Consider the following 24,290-nt stretch of genomic DNA (forward strand, 5'->3'; position numbering starts at 1 on the left):
CCGTTGCAGTGGCGTGCTAGTAGAGCTGCGATGGAAAGCCCTCCGTGCCCGGAAGTATCGATCCGTCGTTGACCCGCGTGCCTCTGCACGCCTGCGGTCAACGCCGTCGATCCGGTAGCGACGCGACCCCTTCGGCAGCTTTAGAGTCTCATCTGCCAAGGAAAGTACGTTGCCATTCTCAAGGATTTCCGGGGACCTCGCCTCCCTGTGGCTCGCATTGGGCCTGCTTATCGCCCCCTCACTTCCTGTCCAGGCTCAAGAAGCCTCTATCGAGGAGATCGATGAAGAGCTGATCGTGATCGGCTCGCGCCTGCCGACCCAGCAGTACAAGCTTGGGAACGTGGTCACTACTCTCGATGAGGCGGCTATCGACAGCGTTGGCGTGCAGTTCGCCGCGGACCTGTTCCGTTTCGTACCCGGTGTAGCCGTTAGCCGAACCGGTGGCTTCGGTGGGCTCGCGCAGCTTCGCCTGCGCGGTGCCGAGGGTAACCACGTGCTGGTGCTGGTCGACGGCATCGACGTGTCGGCCGCCGGCAGCGGTGAGTTCGATTTCTCTTCCCTGCTGTCCGGGGATTTGCAGCGCATCCAAGTGCTGCGTGGGCCCCAGTCCGGGCTGTATGGCTCCAACTCCCTCGCCGGCGTGATCAGCATCGAGACGCTGGACCCAGAGGACGGCCTGAGCGTAAGCGCCAACTTCGAAGGCGGCGCCAACGACGTTCGCCAGGGCATGCTCTCTATCAGCGGCGGCAGCGGGCCGTTGCGTGGACGCCTCTCGCTGCTCCAGCGCAACTCGTCTTTCGATCTCTCCGAGGACAACACCCTGGGCGAGGAAGATGATGACGATGAGAACACCACCGTCAGCGGCAAGCTCTCGTTCATCCCAAGCGATGCATTTCGCCTGGATCTGGTGGGGCGCTTCAACACGCGAGACACGCAGACTGACGGCTTCGACTTCAGCGGAGGTCCTCTGCAAGGGCTCGCCGTCGATGACGCCAGCATGGCAAAGACGGAGAACCTGACCCTCGGCGTGCGAGGCACCTTCCGCGCGTTGGACGGTCGCTCGACCAGCCTAGTCTCCGTTGAGCGTACGGACAGCGAAACGGACGGCGGCACCTTCGGGTCCGACTCCGCGCGCACGCGCCTCGCCGTGAGCACGGGGATGGAGTGGGGCGATCTCGGCAACGCCACCCATCGCAGCACCTTCTTCTTCGAGCGCGAGCAGGAGTCTTTCAAGAACACGGTGCCCTTCGACCCGTCCCAGGAGCCGCGTCAAGACCGCAGCCTGCTTGGCGCAGGGGTGGAGCATCGGATCGATGTCGGCGAGCGGTTTTTCCTCTCCGGCACCGTGCGTCACGACTGGAACGATGACTTCGACGACCAGCTCACCTGGTCCACGGGGGCGTCCGCCCGCATCCTCGAATCCGGCACGCGATTCCATGCGAGCTACGGCGTCGGCGTCACCAACCCCACGTTCTTCGAGCAGTTCGGCTTCACTCCCGGCCAGTTCCTGGGCAACCCGGACCTAAATCCCGAGAAGTCCCAGGGCTGGGATTTCGGCATCGAACAGACCCTGTTGAACGGCGACCTCGTGGCGGACATCACCTACTTCAACGCCGATCTCGAGGATGAGATTCAGAGCGTGTTTCTCTTCGAACAGGGTCTTTCTTCCGTGGCCAACGATGAGGGCGACAGCGATCGCCAGGGCGTGGAGGTGAGCGTGGCCTACCAGCCGCGAAGCGGCACCCTGGTGCGCGCCGCCTACACCTATACGGATGCCACGGACGCGGCGGGCCGCGAGGTTCGCCGGCCCGAGCATACGGCGAGCCTGCTCGTCGACCAGAGCTTTCTCGATGAGCGCTTTGCGATCGGCGCTAGCGTCGTCCACAACGGCGATCAGCTCGACACGGACTTTCGCAACTTCTTCGAGACCTTCGTCGCGGAGGCGACTCCCGTGGAGAGCTACACGTTGGTCAACCTCCACGTACGCTTCCAGGTGATCGATAGCCTCCAGGTGTACGCGCGCGTGGAGAACCTCTTCGATGAGGACTACGAGGAGATCATCAGCTACGCCACGCCGGGCGCGGCAGTGTACGCGGGCTTCCGCTACCGCTTCGCCGGCAACTAGCGAAAGTAAGGGTTGGGTGGACCGGGGCACGTGCACGCCGCGCCGGTCCCCTCGAGGTTCAGGCCGCCGGCGCGGGTTGCTGTTGCGTGATGCAGTGAATGCCACCACCGCCCACGGCAATGGCGTCGATGCTCACCATCTTGACGGCGCGCCCGGGAAAGTAGTCACTGAGGCGCTCGCGCACCGCATCGTCGGTGGCGATGCCGTAGGACGGGGCGATCACGGCGCCGTTCGCTAGGTAGAAGTTCACGTAGGACAGGCAGAAGCGATCCCCGATGATGCAGTCCTCGCTGGCCTCCGGCAGGGGTAACAGCTCGAAGGGGCGGCCCTTCGCATCGGTTTGCTGATCGAGTGCCGCGTGTAGGGTGTCGAAGTAGGCCTTGCGCGGATCCGCCGGGTCGTCGGTGGATTCGACGATGATCTTCCCGGGCGCCGAGAAGGCGGCAACGCCGTCCACATGGCCATCGGTCTCCTGGTCCAGGGCATCGCCTGGTAACCACAGCACCCTCTCCACGCCTAACCGTGTCATCAGCTCCGCCTCGATCTGCTCCCGGGTCCAGTCGGGGTTGCGGTTGGCGTTCGGGAAGCAGGAATCGGTGGTGAGGAGCGTACCCTCACCGTCGACGCAGAGGCCGCCGCCCTCGGCCACCAGGTCTGAGCGAATGACGGGCAAGTCCAGGGAGGCCAGAATGCGCTCGGCCATCAGCGCGTCCTGATCGTGCGGGTGGTACTTGCCTCCCCAAGCGTTGAAGGTAAAGGAGACGCCAGCCAGGGAGCCGTCATCGCCGTGCACGAAGTTGGGGCCGCTGTCCCGACACCAGGAGTCGTCGATCGGCACCGCGAGCAGGGTGATGTCGCTGCCCAAGTAGTTCCGCGCGCTGGCCGCGAGGTGGGGCGGCACGAGCATGCTGACTGGCTCGTACTCGGCGATGGCGTGGGCGACGCGAGCGTAGGCTTGGCGGGTCGCCTCGGGGTCTTCCCACAACCCCTCGCGGCTGGGCCAGGCCATCCAGCAGCGATCGTGTGTCTCCCACTCGGCGGGCATGCGGTAGGTGGTCATTTGCAGGGCTCTCTCTCGTTCACGGATGCCCTAGTTTGCAGGCTATGTGGGTACAGCGGTAGGAGCGAAGCGTCTGCCATCCACTCGGTACACTCCTTAAGCCGGGCTAGCTGGGGCAACGCTGCGTGAATACGTGAACGCCTCCTGATGCGCACACTCTGACAATCGGATCATAGCTGCAGGCGCAGTGCACTGGACTGGTCGCGGTCGCTACCCGGCTAGAATCGTGAGTCGCTTGAAGCACCGAACCAGCTCCCCCCTTGATGGCGAAACAACGTCCCATCGACGCGTAAGGTACGCAGCTGCCCACAGTGACGCCACCTACGAGACACCCTCTGACTCGGTGGCTTGGGCAGCCGAGGGAAGCGTGCCAGGAATCCAGAGCCTGTACTCGGTGATCTCGCGTCACCTCATTCTCGCCCCTTCCGCGCTTTCTCGTTGAGCGCTCGCAAGTCGCCTTCCCAATCAAATCTGAGGTCTTCAGAGGGGTCGTACTGGGGAATCGGTGGCAGAGTCTGTCCGAGGTCTTCGAGAAGCCTGATCGCACGGTTCAGGCGAAATCGGACCACGTAAGGCTCACCTCTGCCGCACGCGAAATGATGAGCCCTCAATGCCGCCTTGACCGCCAGTTCTCCTTCCCCAAGTTCTTGCCAGATCGTTGCAATGACGAGTGTCAGTCCCCCATTCTGCTCAAAGCTGCTCAGCTCCAAATCGTCGTATCGCTCGGCGACATCTCGCGCCTCTGACTCTTGACCCGCTCGTAGCTTTGCTAAGGCGAGTAGCGACTCCGCTCTAGGGGCATCCTCCCCGCTTTCTCGCAAGAGGCGCACCGCCTCCGTAAGCGGAGCAAGTGCTGGCACTACTTCGTCGCGATCTAGGAGGATCTCTCCTTGCAACATCAAGCAAAAGTGCAAGTAGAGGCGATTGCTAGCTTCTTTGCAGAGTAGTGAAGCCTTCGTTGTGAGAGCGTCCTCCGGGTGCCCGCGATGGTACATATCGTGGGCACGGATCGTCTCCAGGCGGCTCCGTTGAAGAGCGCTCTGGTTCCTGCCCTTTAGGGATGTACTTAGGCGCGCATAGTGTTCATCAGCCTTTGTTGTGTCCCCGCGTCTCTGGGCGGTGTTGTAGATGAACAACAGTGTCGAAAACACGCTGTCCTCATACCTGGCGGTCTCTGCTAGCGTTAGCGCTTCTTGGTAGCATTTTGCTGCCACGCCTAGATCTCCCATCTCCTCAAGGCAGCCGCCAACCTCTCTCAGAGCAGAGCAAACATGCCCGGTGCTCTCTTCGTCTATCCAAATGCGGAGAGCTCGCTGTCGAAGATCTAACGCTAGACGGCTACTTTGCCGAGAGAATGCAACGCCCGCTGCACCTAGCAGCATCGCCTGGTTGCGTGGACTGTTCGACATTACTCTTCCGTGCCAGCCGTCTGGGAAAAATGGCTTCAATACCCGCTGCTGCTCGGATTTCGCCTGCAAGCTGTGGTTCAACGCAGATACAAGATCACCTAGATAGGCACGACTGGCACGCTCGAACTCCCCCATCCGAGTTAGGGTGACGACAAGCTGAATCCCAGGCGCTAGATCGTGCAGGCTCTTCGCCTGCTCCCAGGTGTCAAGCGGTTTGCCTGAAAAGTAGTCGACCACACCTTCACCGATCTCACGGGCCTCACTGTCATTGAGACGCCCGGAGGCCACACCCCGTACTACCGGGTGGAGATCGAATGACTTCAACCCCCGTTCATACTGAAGAAGTCCGCGTCGTTCGAGTTGGCGAAGCGTTTCATCGAAATCAGCAATGGCAGCTGCGTATTCGGGAGAGTCTTGCCATGTCGACAACTGCTGCTCGTACTCCGTTTGCGCCTGTTGGTGTTTCTGTCGAGCGAGCAGGCGTTCCTCCGAATCCTCGTATCGAAATGGCCGGAACTCCTGGGGCTTCGCGGGCGCAGGAGGCATATGCGGGTTGAACGCCCTAAGGGTGTCGTAGCTGGCGCTACCGTTCAGAAGGGAAAGCGTTTGCAGCAGTCGACGGTCCGGGGGCGGCAGTGAGTTGATTGCTGCATCGAGAATGTGATGCTGGCGCTGCTTTAGGTCTAGGTCGGCGAGGCCAAGCTTACCGCCCGCCGCAGGGTCTTCGAGCCAAGCGTCGAAGTTACCGCGGTCGGGCAAGTACTCGTTAACCAGGCCCGCCAAAGCGCCGATGACGAGCGGATGGCAATCACAGTTGCGCTGCAAGTACCTACGGATCGACGCGCCATCGCCCGTGACTTCGCAAGCTCGAAACATCGCTTCCGCATCTGATGGCCGCAAGCCGTAGAGCGGTTCGTGGCGCACGCCGGGCACTCGTGCGTTTGCGTTGTTTACCAGTGCCTGCGGTGTCAGACGTGACGACACCAACACCTTCGACTGGGATGGCCCGGCTAAGCGGCGTAGAAGCTCGTCGTCCTCGGGATTGATCGCGGCACGGGGATCACGGTCTAGGATCTGGTCTGTCGCTTGCTCCACCTCGCCGTCCCGCATGTGCGGAGCGTCGACTCGGTGGTACGCCACGAGAATTCGCTCCAGCCCGTCGAGCACCAGAAGCCAGGGCCGAGCCTCGAGCTGCGCCAACAGATCAGGCATCATCGCGCGCGTGGTGAGCTTTCGGAACTCCTCGACGGGTGTACTGGTGATGTAGGCAAGCGCCTCTTGGCAGAAGCTGCGCATCGTGGCGCCGCCCTCGTAGAAGGAAAACCAAAGCCGCCCGGCCCAGTCGTCGCGCACTACGGGAGCGTGGGCGTTTAGCCAGGTCCAGGTGAGCATGCTCTTGCCCGATCCACCGATCGCCTCGAAGAGCAGCATCGGATTGGGATCTGCCGCGGCGCACCAATCATCGAGCATATTGAGTTCGGCCTGACGTCCTACGAAACGGTGAGAACCGAGGTAGCGTGGCAGGGCGCGCAGGTCCGGGGCCGCGGCGGCATGAAGGCCGTCGACAGACTGAGTGGGTAGTTGGCCGGTGTTGGGTGAAGCAGCCGCTTGGCGATCCAAGAAGCTCGCGACCTTCGCTACCGCCGTAGTCGCGGCGACCAAAAACTCTTCTTTGGTGTTGAATACTTGGTATATCCGTTCGACCTCGCTCCCCGCGCCCATCTTCTTCGCGCGTTCTCGGAAGGCATGGAGCTTCTTGAGTCTTTCAGGGTCCCGCTCGACGTGGGCGGGCTTAACGGCATAGTCGTCGCCCATAATGAACAGCAGGATAGGGCGATCGAGCCGTATTGCCTCATTGAATTCGAGCTCGGTGATGGAGAGCTCGTCGGGATTACTATCGGGGCACAACGGTATCTGGCCGTAGCGGTGGCCAATGACGGTAACGAGGGCGGCGGCATTCCGTACCATTTTCAAGGACGCGTCGATGACGTTGCTTTCGGCCTGCGCGCCGGAGTACTCCATCACCTCAGCCCGAAAGCCGTGTCGGTTGATCGCGTCGATGACCGCGCGACGATCCTCCTTGAGATCTGCGAAGGTGCTTGCCACCATGATCGCTTGGAATTGCTTCGGCGTGTCCATTCCTGTTCCAGGGGTTCGTTTTCGATATTGTTAACCAAAGGCGCCGGTGTGGGAAGATCTGTGCGTCCGAGTGACGTCGAACCAACACAGTCGCCATCTGGTTGGAGCTGCGTACCTCAGGAGGTTGGAATGATTCGCTCGTGGGGTAGGCGGCGAGCCGTTCCGGCAAGAGCTGACCACTTTGCAGGCGAACCGCACCCATGAGACAAAGACGCGGGAAGCGATCGGTGTTCGCTAGGTCCAGGATCGAAGGGGCTCGCAGATGCGTGAAGTGACGTTGGCCGCCGCCCAGATGGCGTGCAGCTGGGATCGGGAGGCGAACACTGCTAAGGCCACGGCGATGGTCCGTGAGGCCGCGGGGAAGGGTGCACAGGTCATCCTCCTTCAAGAGCTGTTCGAGACGCCCTACTTCTGCATCGAGCAGCATGGCGAGCACCTTCGCCTCGCCACGCCCCTGGCGGACAATCCGTTCCTCGCCCACTTCCAGGCGCTCGCCGCGTCGCTCGGCGTGGTGCTGCCCGTGTCCTGGTTCGAGCGTAGCGGCAACAGCTTCTTCAACTCCGTTTGTATGTTCGATGCTGACGGCGCCATGCTCGGGGTGTACCGCAAGACCCACATTCCGAATTCGATCGGCTACCAGGAGAAGACCTACTTCAGTCCGGGGGACACGGGCTTCAAAGTGTGGAACACCCGTCTCGGGCGTATCGGCGTCGGCATCTGCTGGGATCAGTGGTTCCCTGAGGCCGCTCGTGCCATGGTGCTCGGCGGCGCCGAGCTCCTCCTCTACCCAACGGCGATCGGTAGTGAGCCCGGCGATGCATCCCTCGACTCGCGAGCGCACTGGCGCCGAGTGATGCAGGGGCATGCCGCTGCCAACATGGTGCCCCTCGTGGCGTCGAACCGTGTCGGCGCGGACGTGGCCACGCAGACGGCGCAGCTCGAGATGTCCTTCTACGGCAACTCCTTCATCGCCGATCATACGGGCGCCCTGCTGGCGCAGGCCGATGACCGTACCGAGATGAGCTTGTTGGCGACGGTCGATCTCGATCTCTGCGACCGGTACCGGACCGAGTGGGGCGTGTTCCGCGATCGACGACCCGAGTGCTACGGCGCACTCATGACTCTCGACGGCGTGCAGCGCTAGGTGATTCCCGGGCCCGCGATTTGGGCGGCATCGCTCATCGGCTGCGTTGCGCTCATCCCGATTCTCATCGGTCCGATCATCATCGGGGTACTGGTCGACTTCGGGGGGCTGACCGATACGCAGGCCGGAGTCACCTCAGCGTACGGAGCGATCGGCACGGTTACCGTCGCCCTGATCTGCGCCCTGCGCATGCATCGACTGCCCCTGCGCCGCCTCGCGACGATGGGACTGGGCGCGGCCATCGTCACGAACGTCGTGACGGCCCTGAGCTACGAAAACCTCGCGCTGTTCTACAGCTTGCGCATGCTCAACGCCCTCGGCGAGGGGGCAGCCTACGCGGCGGTGATGAGTTCCTTTGCGCGCAAGCCCGAGTCCGAGCGCTGCTATGGGTTGTTCATGATGCTGCAGTTCGGGGTTGCCGGCGTATTCCTCTGGGCCCTCCCGACCTACCTGCCGCAGATGGGGGTGCGGGCGATGTACCTGGGCTTCGCAGGGGCGCAGCTGTTGGTACTGCCCTGTGTGCGGTGCCTGCCTGCGGATGCTGCCGACGCTGCGGGGATTACCATTCGAGGCGCCGAGTGGCGTCTGCTATTGGCGGTACCGGCCCTGGCGGGCCTGGTGGCGTTGTGTTTCAGCGAGGCCTCGAACGTGGGCACGGATGCCTTTCTCGAGCGGATCGCCGTCCATGCGGGACTGAGCGATGCGCAGGTCGGCACCAGCTTAGGGCTCGCCTCGATCCTAGGGATGCCTGGTGCCTTTGGGATTTTGCTGTTGGGCAGCAGGCTCGGCCACGCACTTCCGGCGCTGGTCGGCTTTACCGTGGGGGCTGGCTCCCTCCTCGGGATCCTGAGTGCAGACTCTTACGCGGGCTTCCTCGCCTTCACCTGCATCCACAGCGTGGCGTGGGCCTTCGTCACGCCCTATGTCCAAAGCGTGCTCGCCGATCTAGATCCCGGTGGCGCGGTTGTCACTGCTGGGGGGATTGCCAGCGGTGCCGGCGCAGGCATCGGTCCGGCCGCCACCGCCACGCTGGTGTCTGCCAATAGCTACGAGGGCGTGTTGACCGTCGGTCTCGGCGCCTTTGCCATCGCCGCTGTGGCGATCGTGCTCGCCTCGAGCGGCTTGAAGCGGGCATCGCGTGCGGAGCATTAAGTCATACAATAGGCTTTACCCCTTGGTTATTTGACGCTGGTCACAGCTCGTCCGTTGCTGCACAGGATGCTTGCCAAGCACATCGATATTGAACCGCGGATACTCACTCCCACATCGATTCCGTACCGGGGAGAGAGGGATGAAGGGTTTCGCAACCGTAGGCGCAGCGCTGCTGGTGCTGAGCGGCGTCACGCAGCCAGCGCACGCCAACCATGGGCTGAGTTCAGAGCAAGAGCAGGCCGCAGCGCCGGTCGAGGCGCTGCGTGCCGCTACGAGCTATCTCGTGCAAGCGCGGGACGTTGCGACGGCCGCGGCGCTCGTGCGTCAGGTGGGCGGCACGGTGGTGTCCTCCGTCGAGCTGATCAACACCGTCGGCGCGCGACTGAGCGAAGAGCAGGCTGCAGCCCTGCGTCATCACCCCGATGCGAGGGTGTTCAACAATACGACCGTGCGCGCCTCCAGCGCGAACGAGGCCACCTCTAACCTAGAGGACTTCCTGCGCAGTATTCCGCGGCACGCTTGGTACGTGCCGACCTTCTACCCGGCACAAGTCGGCGCTGGCGCATTGCACGATCTGGAGATCTACGGCTACGACGTTGGCGTTGCCGTGATCGACACCGGCATCTCCGATTACCTCAGCGAGCAGTATTGGACCAAGTGGATCGTCGAGGTGGACGTGCTCGGCGATGATGTGCGTGTGAAGCGCCCTCATCAGTGGTGGAAGTACGGCTTTGGTGATGAGAGCGGCCACGGCACGCACGTGGGCTCCATCATCATCAACGACGGGTGGAACCGCAGTACCCGCCAATACGAAGGCGTGGCCCCGTATGCGAGCCTGATCTCCGTGCGCGCCTTCGATGGCGACGGCGCCGGCAGCTACCTCGATGTGATCGAGGCGATCGACTGGGTCGTCTCCAACCGTGAGCAGCACGACATCCGCGTGCTGAACCTGTCGTTTAGCGCAGCACCCCACTCGCATTACTGGGAAGACCCGATCAACCAGGCGGTCATGGCCGCCTGGAAGGCGGGCATTGTGGTAGTGGTATCTGCGGGCAACACTGGACCGGAGCCGATGAGCATCGGTGTGCCCGGCAACGTGCCCTACGTGATCACCGTGGGCGCGATGACCGATAACTACACGCCCCACATTCCCGCGGACGATCACGTGACCTCTTTCTCGTCCGCCGGCCCGACCTACGAGGGCTTCGTCAAGCCGGACGTGATCGCCCCCGGCGGCCACCTGCTGGGCCTTGTGCCCGACGACAGCCGACTCCTGGTAGAGCATCCCCAAGCCATGGCGCCGAACGAGTGGCACTACGCCATGTCGGGCACTTCGCAGGCAGCAGCCGTCGTCAGCGGCGCAGTTGCACTGCTGTTGGACGCCGAGCCTGAGCTCACGCCAGACGAGGTGAAGTGCCGGCTGATGGCGACGGCCCGCCGTGCGACCGACGCAGACGGCGGGTCAGCGTTCAGCGTCTTTCAGCAGGGGGCGGGCCTCATCGACGTGTCCGCCGCGCTGCAGACCGACGCCGCAGGTTGCGCCAACGTTGGCCTAGACATCGCCGACGACCTCGCCGGCATTCGCCACTTCGGTGGCCCCGCCAACATGAACGACGATGGCGAGTTCTATCTGATGGATATGGAGGCGGCCACGCCCAACCAGGAACTGGAAGGTAGCGGCTACACCTGGAGTCAGGGCTACACCTGGTCGCAGGGCTACACCTGGAGCCAGGGCTACACCTGGTCGCAAGGTTACACGTGGAGTCAGGGCTACACCTGGTCGCAAGGTTACACGTGGAGCCAGGGCTACACCTGGTCCCAAGGCTACGTATGGAGCCAGTCCTTGCCGTGGGCAGAGGGGCCGCCGTCCGAGGCGTCGAACGCGCGTAGCGCGACGGTGGATCGGTGGGTGCCTAACGAGTAGCTGAGAAGGACGACCCTGACTGGGGCTGAGGCGCTGCTGACCGGCGGGTCGGTGGCGCCTTATTTTTTGCGAAGGCCCGAGCGCAGACGCCTGGACGCGCGAAGACGATGGTGGGGGATGGTGGGAATCGATGCGGCGCGCCGCCGAAAGCGTCGGAGCCCAGCCGCGGTCCACGCACCACCACGCAGTGCTACTCGTCCTTTTTGCCGAGCTCGATAGCGCCCAACGCCAACATTAGTGAGGCTACGGCGCCCAAAATCACGTGGTCGTCATACACCGCTTTTAGAAACGCGATTATCGGGATTGCACCGAAGATCAGGATCAGGCCCTTCGTTTGGTGTGAGAGCTTTCTCGGCGGCTTGTCGGACATCCTGACTTCCCATTCGCGTGAGTCACCCCAGATCGATCGTGGTGCGGCGTCAGCTCCTCGGTCGCCTATACGACCGGCTGCCGCCGGGCCGCGATCACTGGCAGCATGCAAGGGGTGTGCCCGTGCGCAACATCCTCACGGACCGGGGCCGCACCGTCATCCACTGCGGCGATAGGGTGAAGAATTGGTCGAAAATTCAGTGGGTAATGCGGAGCCGTGGAGGGAGAGTAAAGCGCTCCTAGCAGTGGGTCCGCACGGTCAGCTCTGTCCAAACTATGCACGACATTAGGGCTTGGCTGACTCAGTTCAGGGCAAGCGCGGTTGCTTGCCCACAAGCGTAGCGTCTGCGGCGATCCGTGCGGCCCGCCCATCTTTGTGCCGGTTTCGATTGCAATGGCGCATAGGTGACCACCGCCGCCCATTGGCCAGATGTGGCCTGATTATTGCTGCAGACAACGAATGATTGGAGGCGTCAAGACAGCTAAGGGAGGAGCGAGATGTCGGACGAAGCAGCTAGCCTAGAGCAAGCCACCAACCCGCCCGTGCACCGCACCGCGGGCGCCAGCAGGGCAGCCTGGACCGCGGGGGATTACCTGTCCGCCGCCATCCAGCCTACGCTGGTCATCGGGTCCATGCTGCTGGTCGCCACGATGATCGTGACCGAGTGGTGGGACCACAAGCTCTTCGCCCTGATCATGATCATCCTACCCACGCCGCTGCTCATCTTCGCTGAGCGCATCTGGACCAAGCGTAGGGACTGGATTCTCGAACCGCACGAGCTGGCGGAGGACGCCTTCTGGCTCGCTATGGGCGGCCTCCTGTGGGCGCCCCTGTACAGCGATTACTACAAGACCCCCTTGTCCGAGGGCTTCCGCGCCCTGCGAGACATGGCTCCTCTGCAAATCACCCTGGAACCCGAATCAGTCCTCGGCCTGATCGCCGCCGCTCTCGCGGTAAAGCTGGTCGCGAGTTTCGTCTACTACTGGCTTCACCGCTGGCAGCACGAGTCGTCCTTCTGGTGGCGCATCCACGCCACACATCATCACATCACGAAGATGAGCTGCATGCGCGGCGCTCGCACCCATCCGCTGGAATACCTCGCACTCGCCGTCGGTACGCCGGTCGCCCTAGCCCTACTCGGTGCTAGTGACTACGTGATGGCCGTCTCCGGCGCGTTCGGGATGTGGAACGGCAAGCTAAACCACTCAAATCTACCGCTCAAATCGATGCCCGGCTACGACTGGTTTTTCGCGACGGCGCAGCAGCACCATGTTCATCACGCCCATGCGCTGGAGCAGAGCAACACCAACTACGGCTGCAACATCATCCTCTGGGATCGGCTGTTCGGCACCTATTGCGGCGATACGCAGGTGGGACAGATCGGTGCTGGCAAGGCGAAGGCCTTGTCGATAAAGGATCAGCTGTTGATGGCATTTTACTCGAAGGAGAAGCTCGACAGTCTGTAGCGCACCCCGCATGCTACGGACGTCATCAAACGTCCTACCCTTATGCAATCCGGCGCCGTCATGTCCGCGGAGCACATCGCCCGCCCTATCCCTAGCTCAGGAAGCACTTCTCACTGGGTGATTATGAACTGCTGGTTAGGCAAATCCTTAGCTTTCTTGTTCAGATTGATCAGCTGATCGATCAATGACAAGACTTGGGCGCCTCGGCTCGCCGGGTCAACGCCAATCCTAGTGCCTGCGAAACTTGCATTGATGAACGTGCGAGCGCTGTCGTCACCGAACTTGAGCCCGAACAGCTCGCTGCCATCGACCGTTCGGTTGTGCGCCTCGCCGCTCGTCTGATCGGTGCAAGCGGCAATTGTAGAGCCAGGGTTTGCCAATATCTTATCGGTTCTACGGAGGTACTCTCCGGCTCCATCTACGGCACCATCAGCACTGCGCGTGATCAATGTGATTGATGGCTCGAAAGCGTGTCTGAACAGACGTTCCTCGCTGTCGAGTAGCTCTTGGTAATCGGCGTCGTTCAATCCGCAAAAGGCGATCATTGATTTGGCGAGGCGCTGCTCAACGGAGTTGCGGTCGCGAGTCATCTCCCACTTCACAAATGCCTGAAAAAAGGGATCGTCATCCTTCGCCGCGATATCGACTACTTGAGACATGGCCTTAGCGGCGAGTGCGGTACTGCGTGCCTTGCATTTCTTGTCGTTGGGGGGCGGCGGAGTCTCTAAGAGCCGGTAGCGTGCGCGCAACGAGTCGCCGAATAGCTGGGATTGAAACAGCCTAAAGGGTTCCTTGTCGGACTCCTCTGGGCTTGCGGAGGAGGACGGTGCACCGGTTGCCACTGGCGTGAGTGAACTTCCGGCCGTCAAGCGAGAGAGAGCCCCTAGCAGATAAGTCCTCGGTAGCGCGCCATTAACGGTGGGCAGGTAGATGTCGTCCGGACTGGCTAGCGCCAATCGGACGTACGGGAAGTCGTCGATCGCGGCTTGGTAGGTTGTGTTCCACCACCCGTAAGTGTCCGTATCCTTGTAGGTGCGCATGGTCAGCGAAACACCGCCTTTAGCGCTGCGGCTGATCTCGTAGCAAGCGTCTGCCTTGCAGTTAGACGCTTCGAATCCTGCCTTGTACAGAGCCGGGATGTCCTTAGCTCTCAAGTCCTTCGTCTTCAGGATAGGTGTCTTCTTGCCCTCCGTGCGGTAAAGCGTCAGAGAGAAACTCTCGTCTACCAGTTTACTCCAAGTGAGATTCCTTGGATCGTTCTCGACATACACGCGGGTGCCGTCCGGGAACTCGAACTCGATGCCTTCGAGCAGCGTGTGTGCGAGGAGATCCGACGGCCATCCCTGTGCCACGTAAAGGCCGAATGTGCCGGTGGAGATCGGACTCGTTATCCCACGGTAAAACTCTTGGTTGGCGAGAACACCAACAACGTAGCTCGGGTTGGTCACGTAGCTCGTACCAACGGACGGTGTGTATGTGTTTTTCGCGGAGTTCAGTGTCCGCTTAAGGGTGTCCGGTGCGTTGGATCCCTCCGAGATGACGACGTCGCCGGAGCTCACGTTGGTCTCGGTGTTCGTATTGGTACTAAGTACCTCATTGAGCTCGCGAGACGTGAAATCGCCCGCGACCGTGGCCGTGGTGCTGGCGTTTAGGGTCAGCGTCGAGTTGCCCGTCACTTGGGTGACGGCGGTGTAGTGACGCGGCAGGCCGCAGGCTGATCGAAGCACATTGACGAGAATGACCTCGTCGGCAGAATTCGCGACAGCCTCGTTGTAGTCGGTCGCACTCTTCTCGATTGCGGTCGACAGCGTGGTACACCCCGTAGCGAATACCAGCAGAATGGGCGTGATGCCGTGCAGGAGCTTCATCCACCGTGTCCCTTATGGTTGGCCTACTGGTGGGTGTTGCTACTCGCCACTTTATCTCACGTCAGTTTTCGAGCAGGTGGTTCGGTATCGCACTGCTGCGCCGTTACCCATGCACCTCGTAACAAGGCACGTACTCCCCAACCAGCTTCATCCTGCCCGCTGCCACAAACTCCCTGAGCAAGCCGTCCAGCGGTGCTAGCAGGGTCTCGTCCGCCCGAATTCGAAACGGTCCGTGCGCAGCCACGGCGCGAATTCCTGGCTCTTTCACGTTGCCCGCCACGATGCCAGAGAACGCCCGTCGCAGATCCGCGGCCAAATCGTGCACCGGCCGGTCCCGCTCCAAGCGCAGGCCCGCCATATTCTGGTGCGTGGGCTCAAAGGGGCGCTGGAACTCGTAGGGAATTCGCAGTAGCCAGTTGTAGTAGAACGCATCGCCGGTGGTTACGCGATTGCGCCGCACCCGCCTGACGCCCTCGTTCACGCGCTCCGCTACGGCCGGAGCATCGTCTACGATCACCTCGTAGTATCCACGCACCTGCTCGCCCAGGGCCTTTACTAGGAAGGCATCGACCGATTCCAGCCAGTCCCGACTGTGCTCCGGTCCGGTCAGCACCAACGGCAGCCTTACATCGGCGTTGTCGGGGTGCATCAAGATGCCGAGCAGATACAGTATCTCCTCCGCCGTGCCCGCGCCGCCGGGGAAAATCACGATCGCGTGGGCCGCTCGTACGAAAGCCTCGAGGCGCTTTTCGATATCCGGCAGGATCACCAGGTGATTGACCAATGGGTTAGGTGGCTCGGCGGCGATAATTCCAGGTTCGGTGAAGCCGATGTAGCGCCCGGTGCGGTTTCGCTGCTTCGCGTGCCCGACGGCAGCTCCCTTCATCGGTCCCTTCATGGCGCCGGGGCCGCAGCCGGTACAGACGTCGAGGCCGCGCAGACCCATGTGGTAGCCAACGGCCTTGGAGTAGTCATACTCCTCGCGGCCGATCGAGTGACCTCCCCAGCAAACGACAAGGTTAGGCGGCGTACGAACCGCCAGGATGTCGGCGTTTCGCAGCACATGGAAGACAGCGTTGGTGATGCCGGTGGTGCTATCGAGATCGAACAGATCGTCTTGCTCGAGCACGGTGGTCATGTAGAGCACGTCGCGAAGTACAGCGAACAGGTGCTCCTTGATACCCTCGATCATGTGGCCGTCGACGAAGGCGCCGGCGGGAGCTCTGGCGATCCGCAGCTGGACGCCTCGGGTGCGCTGGAGGATCTCGCAGGCGAAATCAGCGTGGCGGGCGAAGATCGCCGCAGCGTCGTCAGTCTCGTTGCTAGTGTTCAGCACGGCCAAGGCGCAGCGGCGGAAGAGTTCGGCGGCGCTGCCCGTGCCGGCGCGGCGCAATACGTCCACCTCTAGCTGCGAGAGCATCTCGAGGGCCCCGCGGGGATTTACGTCTACGGAGACGGTGTCGCTGTCGGTGCCGGCAGATAATCGCTTGCTCATGGGGACTCGTTGCCTTGTGAAGGGACGAAGCGGACGGGGACGCTCGCTGCGGCCACGATGTTACCGCTGTTGGGCTCAGGGGGCGCTCTTGTCTGCGACAGTCCTTCCTGAGGGCGGCAGCCCGTTGCCTACCGCACCGAGCGCTGAGCTGGGCCCCTGTGCGCCCCGAGGGCGGCGCTGCGCCGCGATCGCGATAGTGGTGCGGCGCACGGTGGGCGAGTGCAGGGCCGTAACAGCGGGCGCGGGCGCGGCGAAGTGGCTTGTGGCTCCAGGAATGGCGTGTGTGAGAGGGAGTGGTGCCTATGGACACATAGGGTAGATTCGACGGCTAGCTGGAGCTAGTAGTTGCGTTGGCTCGCCATAGCGTTTCGTTCGGAAAAGCGCTCGTGCGCTGACGGTGCCCATCCAGCTCTCGCCTTTGATTCGCTAATGTCGCATTGTTACGCCCACGCTTGCGCCACATCGGCGATGCGCTGCACCAAGGAAGATCAATGACTGCGAAGATCCGTCTGCAGGGACGTCGACGACAGATCGACGATGGCACCAAGAGCGAGTTGCCCACTTCCACCAGGCGCGTCAAAGCGAAGGTGATCCTGGATGTGGCCTGTGACGCTGGCGCCCGCGCGGGCGGCGAGCGCGTCGAAGCGCAGGCGCGCGGAAACGATCTGCTAGAGGTCGATTTGGGCGATGGCCTGGTGCTGTGGACCACCGTCGAGCAGTACCTCGAGGACACGGGCGATCAACCCTTCAAGGCGCGCGCTCGCTCCCCCCAAGATCTGCCTCTTGAGTATCCCGTGCGCAATCCTCGCGGCACCCGCGGGCGGGTGGCGTGGGCGGTGAAGGGCCTGAAGACCGTCGGCATCGACCTGGTGGAGATCGGTGCAGACGCGACCATCGACCTGCTGGCGGAGAAGATCGAGAAGGATCGGTTAGCGAGCACCGGTGACCAGGTGGGCGGCTTGTATCGCTTCGACGGCGAGGTGCTAGGTGAGTGCGTGACGAGTCAGGCGCAGATAGCCACGGACGAGGGGCCCATTCTGGTCCTCATTCACGGCACCTTCTCTACCACGCCAGGCTCCTTCGCCAGCCTCAAGCGTGCCCAGGCCGAGAGCTGGAATCGCTTGCTGAGCACCTACGGCGATCGCATCTATGGCTTCGATCACCGCTCGATCACGCAGAGTCCCGCCGAGAACGCGCGCGACCTCCTTGAGCTACTGCCGAGCGACACGCCGGTACATCTAATCAGCCACTCGCGGGGTGGACTGGTCGGCGAGCTGCTGTGTGCTGGCCGCGGCGCGAAGGGCCGCGACGAGCCGGTGTTCGACGCGAGCGCGATCGGCCTGTTTCCCCGCGACGAAGACCAGCAAGCGCTGCGGGCGCTAAGCGATCGGTTTAGGAAGGATGGGTCACCCGTCGAGCGGTTCGTTCGCGTGGCCTGCCCGGCTCGCGGCACCACCTTGATGGAGGGGCGCTTCGACCTGTGGCTGTCGGTCGTCATCAACGTGGCAAAGGCTTCGGCAAAGGCCTTGGGAAAGGCCCTCGGCGTGCCCACAGGTGGCCTCGCCGGCGATCTGGCAGACGTCGCGAGCATCGCGGCGGACGTGCTCGCCGCGGCCGCCGAACTGCGTGCCGATCCGATGAAACTGCCGGGCTTGGAGTCGATGCTGGTCGACTCGCCCACGGTGCGCGTGCTGAATACCTTTCCGACGCTAGAAGCTGACCTCACGGTAGTGTCCGGTGACTTCGAGGGCAGTGGCATCGCCGGTCGTCTGGCGGAGTTCGTCAGTGATCGGTACTTCGGTGAAGACCACGACCTGGTGGTGCCCACGGCCTCGATGAAACGCGGCATTCGCCGCCCGGATGGCCGCCTGTTTCACGTGCCGAAGGTGACCCACGGTGGGTACTTCTCTCATCCGCAAAGCGCCGCGGCGATTGCTGATGCGCTTCGGGGAGAGGAGATGAGCGGCTTCGATAGCCTGCGAGGACGTGCAGAGGCGGTCGAGAAAGCTCACAGGGGGGCGAGCAACGCTGAGGGTGAGCTGGTCGTCGACGAGGCGAAGCCTTGGTTGTACGTCCTGCCTGGTATCTTGGGCTCGAACCTGAGCGTGGATGGCAACAAGATCTGGCTCGACTTCTTCGATCTGGCGCGCGGGTGCATCAACCAGCTTGCCGTCGACGCGGCTGGCGTGGAGGCTACGTCGCTGAACGCCGGAGCCTACGGCAGCTTCGTGAAGTACGCGCGGGAGCACTTCAATGTAGTGCCCTACGCCTACGACTGGCGCCTCTCCTTGGAGGCGTTGGGCGACCAGCTGGCGGATGAGCTTGAGGGTGCCCTCACCCAGGGCCAGCGGCCGATTCACTTGATCGCCCATTCGATGGGCGGGTTGGTGGCTCGCGCGATGATGGCGCGTCGGCCCGAGGTGTGGGATCGCATCGTGGAGCCTGGCGGTCGCCTGGTGATGGCAGGCACACCGAACGCGGGCTCCTACGCGAGCGTGCGCTCGCTGCTCGGGCGGGGCAAGATGATCTCCTTGCTGGCGCTGGTCGATCAGCTGAACGACAAGGAGTCGTTGCTCGACGTCGTCAACGAGTTTCAGGGCTACCTTCAATTGCTCCCGCAGCCCGGCAGCGAGCCCCACCAGCAAGCGGACCACTTCGCGTTGGCCACCTGGCGCGAGTACCGCGACCTGCGAGAGCGCGGGTGGTCTGTGCCCAACGGCAACATGCTGCGCCAAGCGGGCGCGGCGGCGCGACGGGTGCTGGACGTCCCCTTGCGACATCACCAGCACATCAAGTACGTCGCTGGCTGTGCACGCGAGACGCCCGCGGGCATTGCCCTCGACGAGGGCAAGATCCGCGTCGTGGGTAGCCGCCGTGGAGACGGTACCGTCTTGTGGGACGGGGGCATTCCCAAGGGTACACAAGCCTGGTACGTGCGAACGAAGCACGGCAATTTGCTCGATCATCGCAAGTCGTTTTCCGCCTACCGCGATCTGCTCACGCGCGGTACCACGGCGGAGCTGTCCCAGGAGCCGCCGGTTGCCCGCGATGGCGATGCACCGTTTTTCCTCGAGGACGATCCGGATCCTCAGTACTTCCCCGACGAGGACTCGATCTTCGACGATTACCTCGGTGGCGCCAGCGACGGCTGGGCGAGGGAAACGGTGTCCGTGAGGGTCAGCGTGGTCCACGCGGATCTGCGTTGGGCTAAGCACCCGGTGCTGATCGGCCACTACCTCGATGACGGGATCTACAACGCGGAACAGGCACTCGACGAGACCTTGGGCTACCGCCTGAGCCATCGCTTGAGCCTCGACGATTACCCGGGGGACCTCGGCTCAGCGGCCGTTTTCTTTGCCGACGAGCACGCCGGCGAGACCAAATGCAAGGGCGCGGTGGTCGTTGGCCTCGGCGTGATCGGCGACTTGGAGCCTGGAGCGTTGGTCACGACGTTAGCCCGCGGCATGCGCAGCTACGCGGCGCGCTGCGGGGAACTAATGCCGAGCGCGGAGGGACTTTCGCTGACGGCGTTGCTGATTGCGAGTGGCGAGGGCGGCGTTGGCACTAAGGACTCGCTGCGCGCCCTGTTGAGCGCTGTTCGTCAGACCAACCTTAAGATCGAAGAGGTCAATCAGGTGAGTGCGCACGGTGATGGCGCCCAGCCTCACCTCTCGCCGATCACCCAGCTGGAGATCTACGAACTCTTCCACGACCGCGCCGTGCAAGCCCAACACTACGTTCGCGAGCTAGTCGAGGAGGCCCGCTTTACGAACTGGTTGAGCGCCGAACAGCATTTGCGACCGGGCAAGGGCGGACGCCGTCGGATGGTGTTCGAGACCCGTAATGCGTGGTGGACACGTTTGACCATCGAGCGGCTGGCGTCGGCCACGGACCCGGGCGGGATGCCCTTGGGGTTCAAGTTCACCGCGCTCGCCGATCGCGCGCGTTCGGCCGAGCACCGCGTCATCGTGCAGTGGCGGTTGATCGAGGAGCTGCTCGCCAACGCCCTCACCGGGGATCGGGATGCACTCTGCGACCGCCAGGCGTTGTTCGAGCTGATGCTGCCTCACGACTTCAAGCGAGCGGCGGCGGAAGGGCGCAACGTCGTACTCGTGGTGGATACGAAGGCGGCGAGCTACCCCTGGGAGCTGTTCCTCGATCGCGGCCTCGACGCGGATCGCGAGCCCGGACCCGCCACCACGGGCCTGCTGCGCAGCTTGCGGGAGGAGCGCCCTCGTGCGGTCACCCACTCGAGTGAGCTGACAGCATTCGTGCTCGGTGACCCGACCCCCGCCGGTGATCTCGATTTTCTGCAGTTGGACGGGGCTCGCCGCGAGGCACTCACCGTCATGGCGCGCCTTCAGCGCAAGGGTTGGGACGCTAAGAACAGCCTTGTCCGTGGACGGGCGCCGATGGGCACCGCCGATGTGTTGTGCGCCCTGTTCAAACGGGAGTACCGCCTGTTGCACCTTGCCGGTCATGGGGTCTTCGATCCCGATGATCCCACCCGCACTGGCATGATCATCGGGCCCGTGGATGGCGATAGCTATGCGCAACGTACGGCGGAGCGGCCCCTACTGACACCCGGCGAGATCCGCCAGCTCCCCGTCACCCCAGAACTCGTGTTCATCAACTGCTGCTACCTAGGCGCCATCGATAATCCAGACGGACCCGGCGAGCAGGATGCGCGGGCCGACCGCCACTTGTTGGCCGGCAACCTCGCCACGGAGTTCATCCGCATGGGCGTGAAGGCGGTCGTGGCCACGGGGTGGGCGGTGGAAGATGACGCCGCGGGCGAGTTCGCCGATGTCTTCTACGAGCGCATGCTCCAAGGCGAGAACTTTGGCGAGGCGGTGGTCGCAGCTCGCCGAGCGGCCTACGACAAGGCCCCCGATTCCAATACCTGGGCGGCCTATCAGTGCTATGGAAATCCTCAGTTTCGCCTGGTCGTGCGAGAGAACGAGCAGGGCACGTTTACACCAGCGCGCTACGTGGATCCCGGCGAAGCGGAAGTGGACCTACTGAACCTCAGTGCGATGGTCCAGCAGGGCAGGGAAGACGCCCGGCAATACAGCCGGCGTGGTGTCGAGCGCATCGAGCAGGCGATCCCCGAGGCATGGCGTCACAGATCGGACATCAACACCGCCATGGGGGAGCTCTGGGGCAATCTCGGCGATTTCGGGGCGGCGATCGACTGTTACACCAGAGCTATCGTCAACGCCAAGGAGGGCAGCGGCGTCCCAATTCGTGCGATCGAGCAGCGCGCGAACCTCCGTGCACGCTGGGCGGGAGAAATCGCCGTCGAGCTAGCCAGCACAAGTCTACTGACGCCGCAGGCAAAGGAGGAGGCGTTGGCGAAGGTGGTGCAGTCGGTGGACGAGCTCCAGCACCTGATGGCGATCGCGACGACACCAGAGCGTGAGGCAATCCTCGCTAGCGCCTACAAGAGCACGGCGATGATCGAGCTGTTGGGCGTGACGGCAGGGCAGTCCGGTCGTCGTAAGGCTATCGATGCCTTGGTGGAAATGGCCAAGCGCTACCGAGCTGCGGCCGACGAGGTGGGGGCGGACTTGTACGCACAGACTAATGCACTGGTTGGGCTTGCGTTGCTCTACGCTCTGTCCAAGCGGGATTTCGGCGCGTCCAAGCATGGGTTTCCCAGCCTAGAGGAACTGCAGGAGGAGTGTGAAGGTGTGTTGTCGCTTGCTCGCATTGCTGCGAACGATGCCGAGAACTTCTGGGATCTGACTTACGTGCTGGATGCACTCGCGGCCAAGCAGCTGATTTGCGTGGAGTCCGATCGAGCTGAAGCTGCCGAGGAGCAAAGGGCGCGTCGACAAGCATTGCTCTCAAGCCCCTTGGGTGCGGTACGAGAGCGCCGCTCTGTTGAACGACAGGCGCGGTTCATCGAGCTTGTCAAGGGAGTCGCTGGGTGAGCCGGGGGGGCGCGTCGGTGACCGCCACCGCGATCCAGGTGGTGGTGCTTCGTCCGGCTTCCGATCGAGACACCGATGCCTACGCGCGCACCATCCGAAGCGCCTTTGACAGTAGCGGAATAGCGGGCACGTACCTGGACGGCGCCCTGAATACGGGTGTTCCGGTCCTAATCCCGCAGGACCCCACCGGCGAGGATTTCAAAGAGCACCATGCCGCGGCGATGCTCGATGCGGCGGTCTTCACGGTGATGGTAGTGCTGCAACCCTCCGTAGCGAACCCGAAGCTACGCAGCGTTGTCGAGGACCTGTCGTCGCATCACTCAGCGCGCATCGGGCTGATGGAATACTACCTCCCTAGGAAGATCGAGCTCACTGATGTGCAGCAGGCTGCACCCTCGGATCGGGTGCGCGAGCAGGACCTCCAACAACCCCAGCTGGCGTTCGAAGTACTGCAACAGGTACGCCTGCGGTTGCTCGAGTACGGGCTTAAGCGTGGTTCTGAGGCGCAAGGGGGCGGGAGGCGGCGCAAGACCCGAGAGCCGACCCTGTTCCTCAGTCATGCGAAGATCGATGGTATCCCGACAGCGCTATCACTTTTGAACCTGGTGATGCGTTTACGCTTTCGGCCGAAGAATGAGAAGAGCAAGAAGGAGACCAGCGAGGAGGTCAGCAGGGTCTATTACGACGCCGTCGACATTAAGCCAGGCGAGAATTGGCAAAAGGAGCTACTGCGCCATTCGTCATCGAGTGTGATGATCGCCCTGCGCACAGAGGCGTACGAAACGCGCACGTGGTGCCGCAAGGAGTACCTGCAGGCGGAGACCCATGGCATGCCGATCGTGGTGGTGGACCTGCGCACGCAGCAACACCATCGCCCGGAGCGTCTGCCCTTTGGACGCGCTACCACGGTGCGTATCCACGACGGCAATCTCCTTCGAGTGCTGGTCTGTGCCTTGACCGCGGATGTTCGCCTGCTGCGCATCGAGGCCCTGGTCGCAGAGTTGCTGAGGCGCCTTCACCCGCGTAGGCTGCCTCCATTCGTGGTATTGCCTCACGCACCGAGTGAATTGTCACTCGCGGGTGCCCGCGCCGAGATCAACAGGCGGGCAGGTTCTTGGAAGCTTGGGTACGTGATCTACCCTGAACCCGCGCTACACGGCGTACACGCCACGGCGGCCAGATCTATTCTCGGTCAGTCCGATGTGCGGATCAGATTTTATACCCTCGCCGAATTACGCCAGAGGCTACTGGGTAAGTCTCGCCATGCCGCCTAGCTCATCGCCTCGCTTCACCGTCAGCGTCTCCGTGGGTGGGAGTCGAGAGTCCCGCGCCATGGGCTTCGATAGGGTGGCACTCAATCAGGTGCTGATCCGCTTGGCGGAGCACTTCATCTCTCTTGGTGACCGGGTGCTGTTCGGTCACGATTGGCGGGCGGACGGTGTGATGGATGCCATCGGAGCCTACGCGCAGTCGGCGGTATCGGAAGGCTCGCTGATGAACGACCCGAAGGGCGAGCGCTTGCTCAACCTAGTCCCATCGGGAGGGAAGCCGCTGAGCGTGGCGGCGGAAGAAGCGGAGCGCTACGGTGGGGGCGTGCTTGCCGTTCGCACCCTGCAAGATGCGGTGGAGAATGAGGACCCGGAGCGCAACCTTGTGGATCTGGGGTTCAAGCTGCCCGCGGGCTGGCAAGAGGATCGCGTGGTCGAGCTTTGGGTCTTGCGTACATGCCTTACGCGTTTGCTCGCCCCGGGTTGTCGCATATGTCTTGGCGGGCGTGTAGATGACTATGACGGGTTCTACGCGGGCATCCTCGAGGAGGCTTACTTCGCCCTCGCCCAGGGAAAGCCCCTGTACCTACTGCCAGCGTTCGGCGGTTCCACGCGAGTGGTGTGGGAGGCGCTGAAGGGCAATCTCGCCAGTCCGTTGCTGCAGCGTCAGGGTGAGCGTCCGAGGCCCGGCACGCTGCAGTCCAAGGTGGTCCGGAGAATCGGGTTGCCCATGGGTGGCCTGGGCAAAGCCCTATCGGCAGTCGGGGTCGCCGGCTATCGTCGCGCCAACGGGCTAGAGCTGGGGGAGTGCGAGCAACTCGAACGCACCACCGATATCGAGGTGGCCCTCAGTATCGTCACGCGCCGCGCCCATCAGGTGGCCTCGCCGTCAGGCTAGGCGCAGCGTGTGGGGCGCCGGGTCGTTTGCGCAGGG

General features: G+C 62.9%; 13 protein-coding genes. 8 read left to right on the plus strand and 5 right to left on the minus strand.

Annotated elements, in window-relative coordinates; translation table 11 throughout:
- Positions 1 to 169 precede the first annotated feature (169 nt).
- Positions 170 to 2,125, plus strand: a complete 1,956-nt coding sequence (locus AAGA68_19850) for a TonB-dependent receptor (GenBank protein MEM9387323.1) — start codon at positions 170 to 172, stop codon at positions 2,123 to 2,125.
- A 58-nt stretch (positions 2,126 to 2,183) separates the two neighbouring features.
- Here AAGA68_19850 and AAGA68_19855 read toward each other — a convergent pair whose 3' ends face one another.
- Together AAGA68_19855 and AAGA68_19860 are read right to left on the minus strand one after the other, a co-directional pair.
- The gene (locus tag AAGA68_19855) at positions 2,184 to 3,185 is read right to left on the minus strand and encodes an agmatine deiminase family protein (protein ID MEM9387324.1); all 1,002 of its coding nucleotides are present in this window, start codon (positions 3,183 to 3,185) and stop codon (positions 2,184 to 2,186) included.
- A 410-nt stretch (positions 3,186 to 3,595) separates the two neighbouring features.
- Positions 3,596 to 6,733, minus strand: a complete 3,138-nt coding sequence (locus AAGA68_19860; protein ID MEM9387325.1) for a DUF4062 domain-containing protein — start codon at positions 6,731 to 6,733, stop codon at positions 3,596 to 3,598.
- Positions 6,734 to 6,995: 262 nt separating this feature from the next.
- On the opposite strand from AAGA68_19860, the gene aguB reads away from it, so the two are divergent.
- The 3 genes from aguB to AAGA68_19875 all read left to right on the plus strand — a co-directional run bounded on the left by aguB (position 6,996) and on the right by AAGA68_19875 (position 10,953).
- Positions 6,996 to 7,877 (plus strand): N-carbamoylputrescine amidase, encoded by an 882-nt coding sequence (gene aguB / locus AAGA68_19865; protein MEM9387326.1) that lies wholly within the window; start codon positions 6,996 to 6,998, stop codon positions 7,875 to 7,877.
- Complete coding sequence (locus AAGA68_19870) at positions 7,878 to 9,029, plus strand: MFS transporter (GenBank protein MEM9387327.1); 1,152 nt, start codon at positions 7,878 to 7,880, stop codon at positions 9,027 to 9,029.
- A gap of 139 nt (positions 9,030 to 9,168) precedes the next feature.
- Positions 9,169 to 10,953, plus strand: coding sequence for a S8 family serine peptidase (locus AAGA68_19875; GenBank protein ID MEM9387328.1), 1,785 nt, complete (start codon positions 9,169 to 9,171; stop codon positions 10,951 to 10,953).
- Positions 10,954 to 11,143: 190 nt separating this feature from the next.
- On the opposite strand, the gene AAGA68_19880 is transcribed toward AAGA68_19875, so the two are convergent.
- Positions 11,144 to 11,323: a hypothetical protein gene (locus AAGA68_19880; GenBank protein ID MEM9387329.1), complete on the minus strand. Its 180-nt coding sequence runs from the start codon at positions 11,321 to 11,323 to the stop codon at positions 11,144 to 11,146.
- A gap of 497 nt (positions 11,324 to 11,820) precedes the next feature.
- Between AAGA68_19880 and AAGA68_19885 the strand changes: the two genes are divergently transcribed.
- Positions 11,821 to 12,789: a sterol desaturase family protein gene (locus tag AAGA68_19885; GenBank protein MEM9387330.1), complete on the plus strand. Its 969-nt coding sequence runs from the start codon at positions 11,821 to 11,823 to the stop codon at positions 12,787 to 12,789.
- A gap of 110 nt (positions 12,790 to 12,899) precedes the next feature.
- On the opposite strand, the gene AAGA68_19890 is transcribed toward AAGA68_19885, so the two are convergent.
- Both AAGA68_19890 and ppnN read right to left on the minus strand, forming a co-directional pair.
- Positions 12,900 to 14,657: a hypothetical protein gene (locus AAGA68_19890; GenBank protein ID MEM9387331.1), complete on the minus strand. Its 1,758-nt coding sequence runs from the start codon at positions 14,655 to 14,657 to the stop codon at positions 12,900 to 12,902.
- 103 nt (positions 14,658 to 14,760) lie between these two features.
- The gene (gene ppnN, locus AAGA68_19895) at positions 14,761 to 16,152 is read right to left on the minus strand and encodes a nucleotide 5'-monophosphate nucleosidase PpnN (GenBank protein ID MEM9387332.1); all 1,392 of its coding nucleotides are present in this window, start codon (positions 16,150 to 16,152) and stop codon (positions 14,761 to 14,763) included.
- A gap of 491 nt (positions 16,153 to 16,643) precedes the next feature.
- Between ppnN and AAGA68_19900 the strand changes: the two genes are divergently transcribed.
- From AAGA68_19900 to AAGA68_19910, 3 genes are read left to right on the plus strand one after another with little or no spacing between them, the layout of a single operon-like run.
- The gene (locus AAGA68_19900) at positions 16,644 to 22,088 is read left to right on the plus strand and encodes a CHAT domain-containing protein (GenBank protein MEM9387333.1); all 5,445 of its coding nucleotides are present in this window, start codon (positions 16,644 to 16,646) and stop codon (positions 22,086 to 22,088) included.
- The gene (locus AAGA68_19905) at positions 22,085 to 23,362 is read left to right on the plus strand and encodes a hypothetical protein (protein ID MEM9387334.1); all 1,278 of its coding nucleotides are present in this window, start codon (positions 22,085 to 22,087) and stop codon (positions 23,360 to 23,362) included. Before AAGA68_19900 ends, AAGA68_19905 begins: the two co-directional genes overlap by 4 nt.
- Positions 23,352 to 24,254, plus strand: a complete 903-nt coding sequence (locus tag AAGA68_19910) for a hypothetical protein (GenBank protein MEM9387335.1) — start codon at positions 23,352 to 23,354, stop codon at positions 24,252 to 24,254. The genes AAGA68_19905 and AAGA68_19910 overlap by 11 nt, the downstream gene beginning before the upstream one ends.
- The last annotated feature ends 36 nt before the right edge of the window (positions 24,255 to 24,290 follow it).

This window comes from Pseudomonadota bacterium (genome assembly GCA_039193195.1).
In the GTDB taxonomy this organism is placed as follows: Bacteria; Pseudomonadota; Gammaproteobacteria; order Steroidobacterales; family JBCBZW01; genus JBCBZW01.